Raw genomic sequence first — 14,185 nt, 5'->3', positions numbered from 1 at the left:
GCGGCTGCGCTATAGTTCCGGTCAAAGGGGGCGGATATGGCTCAGATCGAACGCAGCGGTCGTGATTTTGTGGTGGATCCGGGGATTCTGGCGCGGGTCTTTGACCTGACGCCGGATCAGGTGCGCGCAAAAATGCAGGGCGGTGACATTACGTCGCGTTGCGAACAGGGGCAGGGCGATGATGCCGGTCGCTGGCGGCTGACCTTTTATTATGCCGGGCGGGCCTGCCGGGTTGTGGTCGATGATCAGGGCGCGGTGATTACGCAGTCCAGCTTTCCGGTGGGGGCGGCTAGGTCGTAAAAATGCTGCCCCGGTGGTTCGACCAATGCGCGGGGTCGGTCAGGCGCGCATCGTCGTGGGCCGGGCGGTCAATCACTCCGGCCAGATCACGAAAATCAACCGCGACCGCCGGGGTCAGGGCGCGCAGGTCGTGATCGGTGATGAACCGCGTCAGGATGTTCAGAAACCGCGCCTTGTCACGGGGCAGGGCGGCGCGCAGCGTCGGGATGGGGTCATCGGGCTGGCGGATCGCGTAATCCAATGCCGACAGCACGCCGATGCCGGTGACATAGGGGATTTGCGTATCCGCGCGCAGCCGCACCAGTTCGCGCACCAAGGCCGCCAAGGTCTGAACATATGGCGCGTCCGCAGGGGCGAACAGCACGTTGTTTAACAGCACCCGGCCCAGATGCTGACGCGCGGTCGCAATGTCGGGCGTCTGATCGACCGCCGGCACCGCCGCCGTCAGCGGACCTGTCACGTCCAGAACCCGCCGCAGCCGCGCCACATCGCCCAGCATCAGTTCGCTGTCCACATACAGCCCGCCCAGAACCGCAACCGCATGGTATCGGAAAAAATCGCTGGCCATGGCGGGAACGGCGCAATCGTCAAACAGCGCCGCGGTGTCTGCGCCGAAATGGCGGGTCAGGAAATGGCGGGCGTGATCCGCGTCAAACAGGATATGCCGCGCCCCAAATGCCGCGCGCCATCCGTTCTGGCGGTCGCGAATGTCGGGCGGGGGCGCGCCGTCGGGCCAGTATTGGATAACAAACATGCCGCCCCCGCGAATGGGCCGGGACCGCGCCCCGGCCCGGTGTTTTACCAGCTGGTGATCACCGCGCCGTCATATTTGCCGTCGATGAAGGCCTTGATTTCGGGGCTTTGATACGCCTCGACCAGTTGGGCGACCCAGGGTTCATCCTGATTGCCGTTTTTCACGACCAGAATGTTGACATAGGGGTTGTTGGCGTCCTCCATGGCGATCGAATCGTTGCGGGGGCTCAGACCCGCGGCCAGGGCGTAGTTGGTGTTGATGATCGCGACTTCGGCATCGGGCAGAGACCGCGGCAATTGCGCGGCGTCCAGTTCGATGAAGCGCAGGTTTTTGGGGTTCTTCACCACATCCAGCGGGCTGGGGACCAGACCCGTGCCATCGGCCAGTTCGATCAGGCCCAGCGATTCCAGCAGCAACAGCGCGCGTCCGCCATTGGTCGGATCGTTCGGCATCGCCACGCGCGCATCATCGGGCAGGTTGTCCAGCGACGTGATTTTGTCCGAATACATCCCCATCGGCGTGGTGATGGTGGTGCCGATTTCGACCAGATCAAAGCCGCGATCCTTGATCTGGTTTTCCAGATAGGGGCGGTGCTGGAAGCTGTTCACATCCAGATCGCCGTCAGCGGTCGCCTGATTGGGGATCACATAATCGGAAAACTCGATCACGCGGATGTTCAGGCCCTTATCGGCGGCCAGCTTGGCGACCTGTTCCATGATTTCGGCATGTTCGCCGGGGGTCACGCCCACGGTGATGTCGGTGGCGGCAGCCAGCCCCGCGCTTAGGGCCAGTGCCGAAACAAAAGAGGTCAAACGCAGCATTGCGGTTCCTTTCACGTTAACGAGATTTAGCGGCGCGTTTGTCCACCCGCGCGGCGATCCATTCGCCGGCCGATTGGACCAGTTGCACCATGACGATCAAAATAACGACAACGGCCAGCATCACATCGGGCATAAACCGTTGATAGCCATAGCGTATCCCCAGATCGCCCAGACCCTGCCCGCCGACCGCGCCCACCATGGCGGAATAACCGATCAGCGACACAACGGCCAATGTCATGCCCAGCGTGATGGCGGGCAGGGCCTCGCGCAGCAAAACCTTGACGATGATCTGGGCGGGGGTGGCGCCCATGGCGCGCGCGGCCTCGATCAACCCGCTGTCCACTTCGCGGATGGCGTTTTCGATCAGGCGCGCGATGAACGGCGCTGCGGCCAGCGTCAGCGGCACAATCGCGGCATTGGTGCCGATGGATGTGCCGACAATCGCGCGGGTAAAGGGGATGATTGCCACCACCAGAATGATGAACGGGATCGACCGCGTGGCGTTCACCACCAGCCCCAGCACCCGGTTCACCCATGGCGCGGCCAGCAACTCGCCCCGCTGCGATGTGGCCAGAAACACCCCCAGCGGCAGCCCGATCAGCGCGCCCAACACCGATGACAGCGCGACCATATAGACCGTCTGCCAGGTCGCGGTCATCAGCAGCGAAATCAGATTAGCGGACATAGCCCAACACCTCGGTCATGACGCCGTTATCGTTCAGGAACCGGCGCGCGGCATCGGCCTGCGCGGCGTCCACGGCGATCAGCAGATTGCCAAAGGGGTGCGGCCCGACCTGTTCGACCGCGCCCGCCAGAATATTGACCGCCACGCCCATTTGCGCGGTCAGCCGCGCCAGCATCGGGTCGGTCGCGTTTGACCCGGCAAAGGTCGCGCGCAGGATTTCCTGCGCCGCACCAATGCGCCCCGGCACCATGCGCGCGGCGATGAAATCGGGCAAACGGATGCCCGTGACGCCCGACAAAAACGACCGCGTGGTCGGGTGTTCGGGCTGCACAAACACGTCGAACGTCGCGCCCTGTTCCACGATCCGCCCGCCGTCGATCACCGCCACATGGCTGGCAATATCGCGCACAACGGCCATTTCATGCGTGATCAGCAGCACCGTCAGCCCCAGATCGCGGTTAATATCACGCAAGAGCGCCAGCACCGTCTGCGTGGTTTCGGGATCAAGCGCCGAGGTCGCTTCGTCCGACAACAGCACGCGCGGGCGCGTGGCCAAAGCGCGGGCAATGCCGACGCGCTGTTTCTGCCCGCCGGACAATTGCGCGGGGTAACGGTCGGCCAGCCCGTCCAGCCCCACCCGCCCGATCAGGTCGGTGACGCGGGGGGCAATGTCCGCGCGCGGAACGCCCGCGATTTCCAGCGGCAGCGCGATATTGCCGAATACTGTACGCGACGCCAGCAGGTTGAAATGCTGAAAAATCATCCCCACGTCGCGCCGGATCGCGCGCAGGGCGCCGCCGCGCGCCGCGCCGACATCGTGGCCGCCGACGGTGACGCGGCCGGTGGTCGGCACCTCAAGCCCGTTGACCATGCGCAGCAGCGTGGACTTGCCCGCGCCCGACCGCCCGATAATGCCGCAGATCGACCCCGCCGCCACGTCCAGCGTGGCATCGGTCAAGGCGGTTGCGCCACCGGGAAAGGTCTTGCCGACCCGGTCAAAGCTGATCGCGGCACCCGTTTCGGGCGTGGGGGAATGGGTCATCATGATGCGCGGCCCTTGCCCGATTTTGGGCGCAAACACAAGGTCGCGCGGCGGGATTGGATGAAACCCTCTGTCATAGTGGGGTGAAACAGAACAATCCATTCGCCGGGTGCGGCACCGGCAGCATAGGGTTACCACCTTGCGGATGGGGCGGGGCTGTCTTATCTGTGACATATGACCGTTGGGGTGCCGTGACCGGCTGAGAGGCGCAAGCCAACCCATCGAACCTGATCCGGGTCATTCCGGCGGAGGGAACGGCGACAGCGCGAGGCATCCCGCCCGCGCGCGTATCCCCGCACCGGCTGACCCCTAACGCAGACGGGGGGCGCATGACCGCCATTGCTTTGACGATTGCCGGGTCCGATTCCGGCGGGGGCGCGGGTATTCAGGCCGATCTTAAGACCTTTTCGGCGCTTGGGGTCTATGGCGCCAGCGTGATCACCGCCCTGACGGCGCAGAACACCCGCGCGGTGACGATGGTGGAACCCGCCAGCCCCGCGATGATTGCCGCGCAGATGGCGGCGGTTTTTGACGATCTGGCGGTGAGTGCGGTGAAACTGGGGATGCTGGGCGGGCCGGATGCGATCCGCACCGTCGCCGATGGTCTGGCGGGGCGCGCTGTTCCCGTGGTGCTGGACCCGGTGATGATCGCGAAATCGGGCGATGCGCTGTTGCCCGATGACGCGGTATCGACGCTGCGCGACGTGCTGGTGCCGCGCGCCACCCTGCTGACCCCGAACATCCCCGAGGCCGCGCGCCTGCTGGGTGCATCCGACGCGCAGGACGTGCCGCAGATGGCCGAACAGGGCCGCGCGCTGTTGGGTCTGGGCGCGGATGCGGTGCTGATGAAGGGCGGCCATGCCGACGGCCCCACATGCATTGACCTGTTGGTGACGGCGGATGGTGTGACTGAACTGACCGCGCCGCGTCTGGCGACGAAAAACACCCACGGCACCGGCTGCACCCTGTCGGCGGCGATTGCGGCGGGGCTGGCGCGGGGGCTGTCGCTGCCGGATGCCGTGACGCAGGCGCATCGTTATTTGCAGGGCGCGATTGCGGATGCTGACACTCTGACCATCGGGTCGGGCCATGGGCCGGTGCATCATTTCGCCGGGATGTGGCGGCATGACTGACGCAACCATCATCGGCGCGGGCATTGCGGGGCTGTGGGTGGCCCATGCGCTGACCGAACGCGGGCTGTCGGTGCGGCTGATCGACCAAAACGGCGCGCCCGGCCCGCATGGCTGTTCGTGGTGGGCCGGCGGGATGCTGGCCCCGTTCTGCGAAGGCGCAACCGCCGAACCCGTTATCACTCGGTTGGGGCAACAGGCGCTGACGCTGTGGCCGCAGGTGTCGCCGGTGACGGTGGCCGGATCGCTGGTCGTGGCACTGGATCGCGACCGGGCAGAGCTGGACCGGTTCGCGCGCCGCACCTCGGGTCATGAATGGCTGGACGCGGACCACATCGCCGGGTTGGAACCGCAACTGGCCCACAAACGCGCGCTGTTTTTCGCGGACGAAGGCCATGTGAACCCGCGTGAGGCCTTGGCCGATCTGGTGTGCGCCCTGTCCGATGCGGGGGTGCCGATCGAACGCGGCGCGGCCCAGCCCGATGATCTGACCGGCACCGTCATTGACGCGCGCGGCATGGCGTCCGCTGCGCCGGGTCTGCGCGGGGTGCGCGGCGAAATGGTGATCCTGAACGCGCCGGACATTGTGTTGTCGCGTCCCATCCGCCTGCTGCATCCGCGCCATCCGCTGTATATCGTGCCGCGCGGGGATGGGGTCTATATGCTGGGCGCCACCCAAATCGAAAGCGGCGCGCGCGGCCCGATCACCGCGCGGTCGATGCTGGAACTGCTGTCGGCGGCCTATGCTTTGGACCCGCGCTTTGCCGAAGGCGAGGTGATCGAAACCGGCACCGATCTGCGCCCGGCATTCGCCGACAACATCCCGCGCGTGATTGTGCGCGGGCGCGTTTTGCATGTGAACGGGTTGTTCCGGCACGGCTATCTGATGGCCCCCGTTCTGGCGCAGCAGGTCGCCGATTACCTGACCACCCGCAGCAAAGGGGAACTGATCCATGAAGATTGACGTGAACGGAGAGATCCGCGACACATCCGCCGCCACGGTCGCCGACGCTTTGGCCGAATGGGGCTGGGGGGATGCGCGCGTGGCCACGGCGCTGAACGGCGAATTTCTGCCCGCCTCGGCGCGCGCGGATCAGCCCTTGCGTGACGGCGACCGGCTGGAAGTGCTGGCTCCGATGCAGGGGGGCTGACCGGATGCGCGATTTTTATGGGGTCCGTCTGGACAATCCGCTGATGCTGGGGACGGCGCAATATCCGTCGCCCGCGATTTTGGAACAGGCGTTCCGGCAATCGGAGGCCTCGGTCGCCACCGTGTCGCTGCGCCGCGAACAGGGGCAGGGGCAGGCGTTCTGGGACATCATTCGCGGTCTGGGCGTGCATATCCTGCCCAACACCGCCGGGTGCTATACCGCGCGCGAGGCGGTGACGACCGCCCGCATGGCGCGCGAATTGTTCGAAACCAACTGGATCAAGCTTGAGGTGATCGGCCATGCCGACACGCTGCAACCCGACCCCTTCGGGCTGCTGGAGGCGGCGGAAACGCTGGCCGCGGACGGGTTTCAGGTGTTCCCCTATATGACCGAGGATCAGGTTCTGGCGCAGCGTCTGATCGACGCGGGCTGTCGCGTGCTGATGCCGTGGGGCGCGCCCATCGGGTCGGGTCTGGGGATCAACAACCGGTATGGGCTGCGGATGCTGCGCGCGGCGTTTCCCGACATTCCGATGGTGATTGACGCGGGGCTGGGGTTGCCCAGCCACGCCGCCGACGCCATGGAGATGGGCTTTGACGCCGTGTTGCTGAACACCGCCGTTGCGCAGGCGGGCGATCCGGTCGCCATGGCGCGCGCCTTCAGCATGGCGGCGCAGGCGGGGGCCTTGGCCGCGGGGGCCGATCCGATGCAGCCCCGCGATATGGCCGCCCCGTCAACCCCGGTGATTGGAAAGGCATGGCTGTGACATTTCCGCGTTTTTACCCGATTTTCGATCATGCCGACTGGCTGGAGCGCGCGCTGCCGCTGGGCGTCAAGCTGGTGCAGTTGCGGATCAAAGACCGCGACCCGATGGATGACCTGCGCCGGGGTCTGTCGCTGGCCCGTCAGCATGGCGCGATGCTGGTCATCAATGATTACTGGCAAACGGCGATTGATCTGGGTGCCGACTGGATCCATCTGGGGCAAGAGGATCTGGACGATGCCGACATCCCGGCCATTCGCCGCGCGGGGCTGCGTCTGGGGATTTCCACCCATGATCAGGCCGAACTGGATCGCGCGCTGTCTCTGTCACCGGATTACATAGCACTTGGCCCCGTCTGGCCCACGATCCTGAAACAGATGAAGTGGGATCAGCAGGGGCTGGACCGCGTGACCGAATGGAAACGGCTGATCGGTGATATTCCGTTATGCGCGATTGGGGGTGTGACGGTCGAACGCGCGCCCAGTGCCTTTGACGCGGGCGCCGATACCGTCGCGGCGGTGACCGACATCACGCTGAACCCCGACCCTGAATCGCGGATGCGGCAATGGCTGGCGGTGTGCGGATGATGAACCGTTACGCCCGCCAGATGGTGCTGCCCGAAATCGGTGCGCAGGGGCAGGAACGGCTGTCGGATGCGCATGTGCTGATCGTGGGGGCCGGGGGTCTGGGCGTGCCGGCGCTGCACTATCTGGCCGGGGCGGGCGTCGGGCGCATCACGCTGGTTGATGGCGATGTGGTGGACGAAACCAACCTTCATCGCCAACCGCTGTATCGGATGGACCAGACCGGCCGCCCCAAGGCGCAGGCGGCGACTGCCGCGCTGTCGGCGCTGAACCCCGATGTGACGGTGATCCCGCGCGTTGAATGGCTGGATGCGGGCAATGCGCCCGGTCTGGTGGCGGGGGCCGATCTGGCCATGGATTGCGCCGATACCTTCGCGGTCAGCCTGACCCTGTCGGATGCCTGCCGCGACGCGGGCAAACCGTTGATTGCTGGATCGGCCTTGGCGATGTCGGGCTATGCCGCCGGATGCTGTGGCACAGCGCCCAGCCTGCGCGCGATTTTCCCCGACCTGCCGCAGCGCGGCGCGACCTGCGCGACGGCGGGCGTGATGGGGCCGGTCGTGGCGATGATCGGCGCGTTGCAGGCGCAGATGGCGCTGTCGGTGCTGCTGGGGCTGGACCCGTCGCCGCTGGGCCGGTTGCTGTCATTCGACGCGGCGACCTGGCGGATGGGTGGGTTCCGGTTCGACCGCGCGCCTGAACCTGACGCGCCCTTGCCCTTTATCGCGCCGGGGCAGATCGCGCCGGGCGATGTTGTCGTGGACCTGCGCACCGAATCGCCTGCGCCGTTCCGCCCCGATGCGCGGCATCTGCCCGCCGATCAGATCACCCGCCTGAAGGCCGATCCCTCGGCGCGGGTTGTGCTGGCCTGTCGCACGGGGCTGCGCGCCCATAATGCCGGGCAGGCGCTGCAATCCATTCACCCCGGACCGATCGCCCTGATCGCCCTGCCTGATTCCCCCTGAAAGGACATCCGATGAAATACGCATCCTTTGCTGTGGCCGCGCTGCTGGCATTGCCCGCGCAGGCTGATGATAAACTGTCGATCATGCTGGACTGGTTCGTGAACCCCGACCACGCGCCCATCGTTCTGGCGCAGGAACTGGGATACTTCACCGATGCCGGTTTGCAGGTCGAGATGATCGCCCCGTCCGACCCCAACGATCCCCCGCGCATGGCGGCGGCGGGCCGGGTCGATCTGGCGGTCAGTTATCAGCCGCAGCTGCATCTGTCGCGCCATGCGGATTTGCCCATCCGCCGGGTCGGAACGCTGGTCGAAACGCCGCTGACCTGTCTGGTCGTGCTGGCCGACAGCGGCATCGAAAGCCCCGCCGATCTGCGCGGCAAAAAGGTGGGCTTTGCCGTCGCGGGCATCCAAGAGGCGGTTCTGAACGCCATGCTGGCCAACAGCGGTCTGGCCCCCGATGACGTAGAACAGATCAATATCGGCTGGTCCATTTCGCCCGCTCTGATGTCGGGGCAGGTCGATGGCGTCATCGGCGCCTATCGCAATTTCGAACTGAACCAGTTGCGGCTGGAAAATCACGAAGGCCGGTGCCTGTATCCCGAAGCCGAGGGCGTTCCCGTTTACGACGAACTGATCTATGTCGCCAATCCCGACCGCATGGACCGCGACCGGGTGGCGCGGTTTCTGGACGCCACGGCGCGGGCCACGACGTTTATTCTGAACTACCCCGATGAGGCATGGGAACGCTTTTCCGCGACCGCATCAGAACTGCAAACCCCGCTGAACGAAGCCGCGTGGCATGACACCTGGCCGCGTTTCTCGGCGCGTCCGGCGGCTCTGGATCACGGGCGTTATCAGCGGTTCGAAGCGTTTCTGGCCGATCAGGGCGCAACCCCCGGCGGGCTGTCGGTCGCGGATCTGGCCGTGGATGTGAACGAATGACCGCGCCCGATTATGGCCGCGCTTTCGCCCTGTGGCGCGACGCGGCGGGGTCGGATTGGCACGATTACACCGACCACGCCTTTGTGCGTGGTCTGGCCGATGGCACCCTGCCGCGCGCCAATTTCCTGCATTATCTGAAACAGGATTATGTGTTCCTGATCCATTTTTCGCGCGCTTGGGCCTTGGCCGCGGCGAAATCGGAACGGCTGTCGGAAATGCGCGCGGCGTCCGCCACGGTTCACGGGCTGTTGCATGTGGAAATGCCGCTGCATGTGGGCATCTGCGCGGATGCGGGCATTTCCGAACGCGATCTGGAAACAACGCCGGAATCGCCTGCGAACATGGCCTATACCCGGTTTGTGCTGGCATCGGGCTATTCCGGCGATTTTCTGGACCTGCTGGCGGCGCTTGCGCCCTGCGTGCTGGGCTATGGCGAAATTGGCGCGCGGCATCGCGATGCCGGCGGCCCCTATGCCGATTGGACCGCGACCTATGGCGGCGACGATTATCAGAGCCTGTGCCGCGATGTTGGCGCGCTGATCGACGACGCCTTGACCTATCGGCTGGGCGACGGCTGGGCCGACCTGCCCCGCATGGAGCAGTTGGCGCAGACCTTTGCCAAGGCCACCCGGCTGGAGGTCGGTTTTTGGCAGATGGGCATGGACCGCACATGATCCGCCTGACCGGCGATCTGTTGCTGGATGGTGCGGTTCTGACGCGCGATCTGGCCGTGGATTGCCCGGCGGGCGCATGGACCGGGTTTCTGGGGCCGTCCGGCGTGGGGAAATCCACGCTGGCGCGGCTGGTCGCCGGTCTGCCCACCCCCGCGCGCCTGACCGGAGGCGTGCAGTCCGACACCCCGCTGACCGGCCACGTCGCCATGATGGCGCAGGGCGATCAGTTGCTGCCATGGGCCGATGCGATTGGCAATGTCACCATCGGCGCGCGGCTGCGTGGGGAACGGCCCGATACCGACCGCGCGCGCGATCTGCTGGCGCAGGTCGGGCTGGCGGGGATGGAACGCCGCCGCCCCTCGGCCCTGTCCGGGGGGCAGCGTCAGCGGGTCGCACTGGCCCGCACGCTGATGGAAAACCGACCCATTGTGGTGCTGGATGAACCCTTTTCCGCGCTTGATGCGGCGACACGGGCGGCGATGCAGGATCTGGCCGCGCAGATGCTGGCCGGGCGCACCGTGTTGTTTATCACCCATGATCCGCTTGAGGCCGCGCGTCGGGCTGACCGCGCCTGGCTGATCCGCGCATCGGGGGCGGTCAGGCTGGACATGCCCGCCACCCCCATTCCGCGCGCCATCAGCGACGGCGCGGTTCTGTCCACCCAAGCCGCGCTGTTCCACGCGCTGTCGCAGGGGGCCGCATGATGGGGCGCGTCATCCGGGCCGCAGCGGCGGCGGTGTTTGGCATTACGTTGTGGCAGGTGATCGTCTGGGCCACGGGGCTGCCGCCTTTTATTCTGCCCGGACCGGGCCGGGTGGCGCAGGCGATGACGACGAACGCCGCGATGCTGGCCGAACATGCGCGATTCACCGCCGCCAATCTGGCCATGGGGCTGGCCGCCGGGATTGGCCTTGGCGTCCTGACCGCGCTGAATCTGGCGATGTCGCCCATGGCGCGCCTGTTATGGAGACCGGTTCTGGTGTTCGCGCAGGCCGTGCCGGTGTTCGCGCTTGCCCCCGTCATCACGCTGTGGCTGGGATATGGCGCGCCGTCCAAGGTGGTGATGGTGATGCTGGTCATCTATTTCCCCGTGGCGTCGGTGTTTTTCGACGGGCTGATGCGGGTGCCGGCGGGGCTGTCGGATCTGGCCGATAATCTGCGCGCCACGCCGATGCGGCTGCTGCTGCTGATCCAACTGCCGAACGCGCTGCCGTCGCTGGGATCGGGGCTGAGACTGGCCGCGGTTTACGCCCCCTTTGCCGTGGTGATCGGGGAATGGGTCGGATCGTCGCGGGGGCTGGGCTATCTGATGCTGATGGCGAATGGGCGCGGCCAAACCGACCTGATGTTCGCCGCGCTGATCGTGCTGGCCGTCATGGGGCTGTGCCTGTTTGGTCTGGCCAATCTGGCGCAACGCGGGATGGGACGCGATTAACCCTGTTGCAAATCTGTCGCGCCGGACGGTTTTCCGTGCAAGATGGATGAAAATTCATCGAAAATTTATTCCGCTGTGGTTAATGCACCCTCAAAACCCGCGCAGACGCGCCCTAATGAATGAGGTTTCCATGTCCCGGTTTACATCTCTGCTCGGTTCGGTTGTTGCCGCAGGTATCGCTCTGTCCGGTGCCGCTATGGCGGGTGAGCCGGTGATCATTCCGGTCATCGCCCCTGTTGTCGAACCCGTCCCCACGGTTGTGCCGCCGAAAGAAGACAACTGGGCCGGTGCCTATGCCGGTTGGATGATCGCGCGCGCCTGCTGTGGCGAAGACCGCGTCGGTTTCCACACCAACCCCAACGAAATCTACGAAGGTGACGTCAGCACCCTGCGCATTGCTGGCCCGCTGATGGGGGTCCGTCTGGGCTATCGCTGGCAGCGTGATGAATGGGTGTTTGGCCCGGAGCTGGGTTACGAACGGCTGCGGGTGAAAGATGCCGTTACGTATACCGGGTTTTTCGACAACAACGTGACCGGCATGCGCCGGATCGAGGGCAGCGGCTCGAACGATCTGAAAAGCCTGACGGCGCTGCGCTTCAAAACCGGTCGCCTGCTGAACCCCGAAACGCTGGTTTACGGCATTGCCGGCTATGGTTCGGCCAAAATGGACTATAGCGCCGATCTGACGCGCCGCCTGAGTGAAGGTGCCGAAGTCGCCCACTCTGCGACCTATCGCAACTTTAACATGAGCGGGTATATTCTGGGTCTGGGCATCGAACGCAAGCTGTCCAAGAACTTCACCGGCAGCTTTGAATATGAATATGTCAATCTGGGCCGCAAACGCCTGCCGGTGAACGAAGTGCATACCGTCGCCACGCCGAAATATCACGCGGTCAAGCTGGGCGTGAATTACCGCTTCTGACCCATCGGATCGTGACATAGGCCGGGGCGATCAGCCCCGGCTTTTTGCTGCGCGCAGATGCAGCGGGCGGGCGGACAGGATGGTTTCCATCGAAAACACCCCCGTCACCCGTTCCAGATCCATATCCGCAATCAACGCCTGATAGCAGCGGTCATACCCGGCCATCGACGTTGTGACCAATTTCGCCATGTAATCCCATTCCCCGCCAATGCGGTGAAAATCCACGATTTCCGGGATGGATTCGACCCGCGCGCGAAACCGGCGCGACCACGCATCGTCGTGATGGCGGGTGCGGATCATCACAAACACCGTCAGATGCAGCCCCGCCCGGTCCGCGTCGATTACCGCGCGGCTGCCCTGTAACACCCCCGTCTGCGTCAACCGCTGCAACCGCCGCCAACAGGCGTTCTGCGACAGACCCACGGCATCGGCCAATTCGCGCTGCGACAGGTTCCCGTCGCGCTGCAAAGCGGACAGGATCAGGTTGTCGATTTCATCCAATTGCACCGGATCGTCGTTCATTTGACCCAAGATCACCCCAATAGCGACGTTTAATTCAGTCATTCATCACGCCACCCTGTGTCATTCTGTCGCAAAGAACAAGGATGACCCGATGGATATTTTCACCCGCCTGCGCGCCAGCATCACCGACCTGAACAGCCTGCATCACGGCATTATCGGGCAGGACGCGGTGATTGAGGGGCCGTTTGGGCCGCGGCGGATGATCTATGCCGATTATGTCGCCAGCGGGCGGGCGCTGCGGCAGGTGGAAATGGCGGTGATGGACCACATCCTGCCATGGTATGCCAACAGCCATACCGAGGCCAGCCATTGCGGCGCCACCATGACCCGGATGCGCCGCGCCGCGCGTGACCAGATTTTGTCGTGCGTTCACGGCGACAAACAACATGCTGTGGTGTTTACCGGGTCGGGCGCAACGGCGGGCATCAACCGGCTGGTGCATCTGCTGGGCGTCGGGCCGGGCTGGACGGTGCTGATCGGGCCGTATGAACATCATTCGAACATCCTGCCCTGGCGCGAAAGCGGCGCGCACATCGTCACCATCCCCGAAGCCCGGACCGGAGGCCCCGATCTCGACGCCCTCCGCGCCGCCATGACCGCCGCCCATGACCGCCCCATTCTGGGCGCGTTTTCCGCCGCATCCAACGTCACCGGGCAGCTGACCGATGTGGCGGCGGTCACGGCGCTGCTGAAATCGGCGGGCGCGCGGGTGATCTGGGACTATGCCGGGGGGGCGCCCTATCTGCCGATTGATCTGCGGTTGGGGATGGATGCGGTCGTCACCTCGCCGCATAAATTCATCGGCGGGCCGGGGGCGTCGGGCGTGATGATCCTGCGCCGCGATGCCGTCACCGCGACCCGCCCAACCCTGCCCGGAGGCGGCACCGTGCGATTCGTCAACGACCGAAGCCATGACTATGCCACCAGCATCGAAGCGCGCGAAGAATCCGGCACCCCGAACGTCGTGGGCGACATCCGCGCGGCACTGGTCTTTGCGCTGAAAGACGCCATCGGTCAGGACCAGATCGACGCGGTTCACGCCCGCTGGCTGGCGAAATCCGCGCGCCTGCGCGACGTGCCGGGGATTCAGATGCTGGGCAACCCCGACGCGAAACGCCTGCCAATTCTGGCATTCCGCATTCGTGACGGGAAGGGCGGCTTTATCCATCAGCAACTGGCCACGCGGATGCTGTCGGACCTTTACGGCGTTCAGGCGCGCGGCGGTTGCGCCTGTGCCGGGCCATATGTGCATCACCTGCTGGGGATCGACGCCGCGCAATCGGACGCCATGCGCGCGGCCATTCTGCGCGGCGATGAAATTGAAAAGCCGGGCTTTGTGCGGCTGAACCTGTGCTGGGCCGCACCAGAATCCGATATTGACGCCGTGCTGGACGCCGTCACCGATCTGGCCACCCATGCGGCGGATCACCGGCATCGTTACCAGTGCGACCCGGCAACTGCGATTTTCAGCCATATTGCCGCATAGCGCACGC

The 14,185-nt window shown here is 65.2% G+C and carries 18 protein-coding genes and 1 riboswitch; of the genes, 13 read left to right on the top strand and 5 right to left on the bottom strand.

What is annotated here, in order from left to right:
• The first annotated feature begins 36 nt into the window (after window positions 1-36).
• A complete protein-coding gene (locus Q4G20_RS04245) occupies window positions 37-300 on the top strand; it encodes a DUF6522 family protein (protein WP_303342113.1) in 264 nt (87 codons plus the stop codon).
• Here the strand turns inward: Q4G20_RS04245 and Q4G20_RS04240 are convergent.
• From Q4G20_RS04240 to Q4G20_RS04225, 4 genes are read right to left on the bottom strand one after another with little or no spacing between them, the layout of a single operon-like run.
• Complete coding sequence (locus Q4G20_RS04240) at window positions 290-1,054, bottom strand: hypothetical protein (protein ID WP_303342112.1); 765 nt, start codon at window positions 1,052-1,054, stop codon at window positions 290-292. The genes Q4G20_RS04245 and Q4G20_RS04240 overlap by 11 nt on opposite strands.
• A 44-nt stretch (window positions 1,055-1,098) precedes the next feature.
• On the bottom strand, window positions 1,099-1,875 hold the full coding sequence (locus Q4G20_RS04235; protein WP_303342111.1) for a MetQ/NlpA family ABC transporter substrate-binding protein: 777 nt from the start codon (window positions 1,873-1,875) through the stop codon (window positions 1,099-1,101).
• A gap of 16 nt (window positions 1,876-1,891) precedes the next feature.
• Window positions 1,892-2,560 (bottom strand): methionine ABC transporter permease, encoded by a 669-nt coding sequence (locus Q4G20_RS04230; protein WP_303342110.1) that lies wholly within the window; start codon window positions 2,558-2,560, stop codon window positions 1,892-1,894.
• A complete protein-coding gene (locus tag Q4G20_RS04225) occupies window positions 2,550-3,605 on the bottom strand; it encodes a methionine ABC transporter ATP-binding protein (RefSeq protein WP_303342109.1) in 1,056 nt (351 codons plus the stop codon). Before Q4G20_RS04225 ends, Q4G20_RS04230 begins: the two co-directional genes overlap by 11 nt.
• Window positions 3,606-3,774: 169 nt before the next feature.
• A riboswitch (TPP riboswitch) is annotated at window positions 3,775-3,873 on the top strand.
• 58 nt (window positions 3,874-3,931) lie between these two features.
• Here Q4G20_RS04225 and thiD point away from each other — a divergent pair.
• The 11 genes from thiD (at window position 3,932) to Q4G20_RS04170 (ending at window position 12,170) form a co-directional block, all read left to right on the top strand.
• Window positions 3,932-4,735 carry a bifunctional hydroxymethylpyrimidine kinase/phosphomethylpyrimidine kinase gene (thiD, locus tag Q4G20_RS04220; RefSeq protein WP_303342108.1) on the top strand — a complete coding sequence of 268 codons (804 nt, stop codon included), beginning with the start codon at window positions 3,932-3,934 and terminating at the stop codon, window positions 4,733-4,735.
• Entirely contained in the window at window positions 4,728-5,696 is a 969-nt protein-coding gene (locus tag Q4G20_RS04215; protein WP_303342107.1) for an FAD-dependent oxidoreductase, read from the top strand. The genes thiD and Q4G20_RS04215 overlap by 8 nt, the downstream gene beginning before the upstream one ends.
• Entirely contained in the window at window positions 5,686-5,883 is a 198-nt protein-coding gene (thiS, locus tag Q4G20_RS04210) for a sulfur carrier protein ThiS (protein WP_303342106.1), read from the top strand. Before Q4G20_RS04215 ends, thiS begins: the two co-directional genes overlap by 11 nt.
• Before the next feature lie 4 nt (window positions 5,884-5,887).
• The gene (locus tag Q4G20_RS04205) at window positions 5,888-6,649 is read left to right on the top strand and encodes a thiazole synthase (RefSeq protein ID WP_303342105.1); all 762 of its coding nucleotides are present in this window, start codon (window positions 5,888-5,890) and stop codon (window positions 6,647-6,649) included.
• Entirely contained in the window at window positions 6,646-7,233 is a 588-nt protein-coding gene (locus Q4G20_RS04200; protein WP_303342104.1) for a thiamine phosphate synthase, read from the top strand. The genes Q4G20_RS04205 and Q4G20_RS04200 overlap by 4 nt, the downstream gene beginning before the upstream one ends.
• Window positions 7,212-8,195 (top strand): HesA/MoeB/ThiF family protein, encoded by a 984-nt coding sequence (locus tag Q4G20_RS04195; protein WP_303342103.1) that lies wholly within the window; start codon window positions 7,212-7,214, stop codon window positions 8,193-8,195. Before Q4G20_RS04200 ends, Q4G20_RS04195 begins: the two co-directional genes overlap by 22 nt.
• An 11-nt stretch (window positions 8,196-8,206) precedes the next feature.
• The gene (locus Q4G20_RS04190; RefSeq protein ID WP_303342102.1) at window positions 8,207-9,139 is read left to right on the top strand and encodes an ABC transporter substrate-binding protein; all 933 of its coding nucleotides are present in this window, start codon (window positions 8,207-8,209) and stop codon (window positions 9,137-9,139) included.
• The gene (gene tenA, locus Q4G20_RS04185; protein ID WP_303342101.1) at window positions 9,136-9,813 is read left to right on the top strand and encodes a thiaminase II; all 678 of its coding nucleotides are present in this window, start codon (window positions 9,136-9,138) and stop codon (window positions 9,811-9,813) included. Before Q4G20_RS04190 ends, tenA begins: the two co-directional genes overlap by 4 nt.
• Window positions 9,810-10,517 carry an ABC transporter ATP-binding protein gene (locus Q4G20_RS04180; protein WP_303342100.1) on the top strand — a complete coding sequence of 236 codons (708 nt, stop codon included), beginning with the start codon at window positions 9,810-9,812 and terminating at the stop codon, window positions 10,515-10,517. The genes tenA and Q4G20_RS04180 overlap by 4 nt, the downstream gene beginning before the upstream one ends.
• On the top strand, window positions 10,514-11,248 hold the full coding sequence (locus Q4G20_RS04175) for an ABC transporter permease (protein WP_368660774.1): 735 nt from the start codon (window positions 10,514-10,516) through the stop codon (window positions 11,246-11,248). The genes Q4G20_RS04180 and Q4G20_RS04175 overlap by 4 nt, the downstream gene beginning before the upstream one ends.
• A gap of 130 nt (window positions 11,249-11,378) precedes the next feature.
• On the top strand, window positions 11,379-12,170 hold the full coding sequence (locus Q4G20_RS04170; protein WP_303342099.1) for an outer membrane protein: 792 nt from the start codon (window positions 11,379-11,381) through the stop codon (window positions 12,168-12,170).
• A 30-nt stretch (window positions 12,171-12,200) separates the two neighbouring features.
• On the opposite strand, the gene Q4G20_RS04165 is transcribed toward Q4G20_RS04170, so the two are convergent.
• Window positions 12,201-12,692 carry an Lrp/AsnC family transcriptional regulator gene (locus Q4G20_RS04165; protein ID WP_303342150.1) on the bottom strand — a complete coding sequence of 164 codons (492 nt, stop codon included), beginning with the start codon at window positions 12,690-12,692 and terminating at the stop codon, window positions 12,201-12,203.
• A gap of 91 nt (window positions 12,693-12,783) precedes the next feature.
• Between Q4G20_RS04165 and Q4G20_RS04160 the strand changes: the two genes are divergently transcribed.
• Window positions 12,784-14,178: an aminotransferase class V-fold PLP-dependent enzyme gene (locus Q4G20_RS04160; RefSeq protein WP_303342098.1), complete on the top strand. Its 1,395-nt coding sequence runs from the start codon at window positions 12,784-12,786 to the stop codon at window positions 14,176-14,178.
• Window positions 14,179-14,185 lie beyond the last annotated feature (7 nt).

The sequence above is a fragment of the Paracoccus sp. (in: a-proteobacteria) genome (assembly GCF_030538495.1).
Lineage (GTDB): Bacteria > Pseudomonadota > Alphaproteobacteria > Rhodobacterales > Rhodobacteraceae > Paracoccus.
This window is presented reverse-complemented; position numbering and strand designations above follow the sequence as displayed.

Bases quoted from the DNA above. Each gene is read 5' to 3' on its own strand.
- Q4G20_RS04230 (WP_303342110.1), bottom strand. From the start codon at position 2,560: ATGTCCGCTAATCTGATTTCGCTGCTGATGACCGCGACCTGGCAGACG.
- thiS (WP_303342106.1), top strand. From the start codon at position 5,686: ATGAAGATTGACGTGAACGGAGAGATCCGCGACACATCCGCCGCCACG.
- thiD (WP_303342108.1), top strand. From the start codon at position 3,932: ATGACCGCCATTGCTTTGACGATTGCCGGGTCCGATTCCGGCGGGGGC.
- Q4G20_RS04205 (WP_303342105.1), top strand. From the start codon at position 5,888: ATGCGCGATTTTTATGGGGTCCGTCTGGACAATCCGCTGATGCTGGGG.
- Q4G20_RS04165 (WP_303342150.1), bottom strand. From the start codon at position 12,692: ATGAACGACGATCCGGTGCAATTGGATGAAATCGACAACCTGATCCTG.
- Q4G20_RS04240 (WP_303342112.1), bottom strand. From the start codon at position 1,054: ATGTTTGTTATCCAATACTGGCCCGACGGCGCGCCCCCGCCCGACATT.
- tenA (WP_303342101.1), top strand. From the start codon at position 9,136: ATGACCGCGCCCGATTATGGCCGCGCTTTCGCCCTGTGGCGCGACGCG.
- Q4G20_RS04195 (WP_303342103.1), top strand. From the start codon at position 7,212: ATGGCTGGCGGTGTGCGGATGATGAACCGTTACGCCCGCCAGATGGTG.
- Q4G20_RS04160 (WP_303342098.1), top strand. From the start codon at position 12,784: ATGGATATTTTCACCCGCCTGCGCGCCAGCATCACCGACCTGAACAGC.
- Q4G20_RS04225 (WP_303342109.1), bottom strand. From the start codon at position 3,605: ATGATGACCCATTCCCCCACGCCCGAAACGGGTGCCGCGATCAGCTTT.
- Q4G20_RS04245 (WP_303342113.1), top strand. From the start codon at position 37: ATGGCTCAGATCGAACGCAGCGGTCGTGATTTTGTGGTGGATCCGGGG.
- Q4G20_RS04170 (WP_303342099.1), top strand. From the start codon at position 11,379: ATGTCCCGGTTTACATCTCTGCTCGGTTCGGTTGTTGCCGCAGGTATC.
- Q4G20_RS04215 (WP_303342107.1), top strand. From the start codon at position 4,728: ATGACTGACGCAACCATCATCGGCGCGGGCATTGCGGGGCTGTGGGTG.
- Q4G20_RS04180 (WP_303342100.1), top strand. From the start codon at position 9,810: ATGATCCGCCTGACCGGCGATCTGTTGCTGGATGGTGCGGTTCTGACG.
- Q4G20_RS04190 (WP_303342102.1), top strand. From the start codon at position 8,207: ATGAAATACGCATCCTTTGCTGTGGCCGCGCTGCTGGCATTGCCCGCG.
- Q4G20_RS04175 (WP_368660774.1), top strand. From the start codon at position 10,514: ATGATGGGGCGCGTCATCCGGGCCGCAGCGGCGGCGGTGTTTGGCATT.
- Q4G20_RS04235 (WP_303342111.1), bottom strand. From the start codon at position 1,875: ATGCTGCGTTTGACCTCTTTTGTTTCGGCACTGGCCCTAAGCGCGGGG.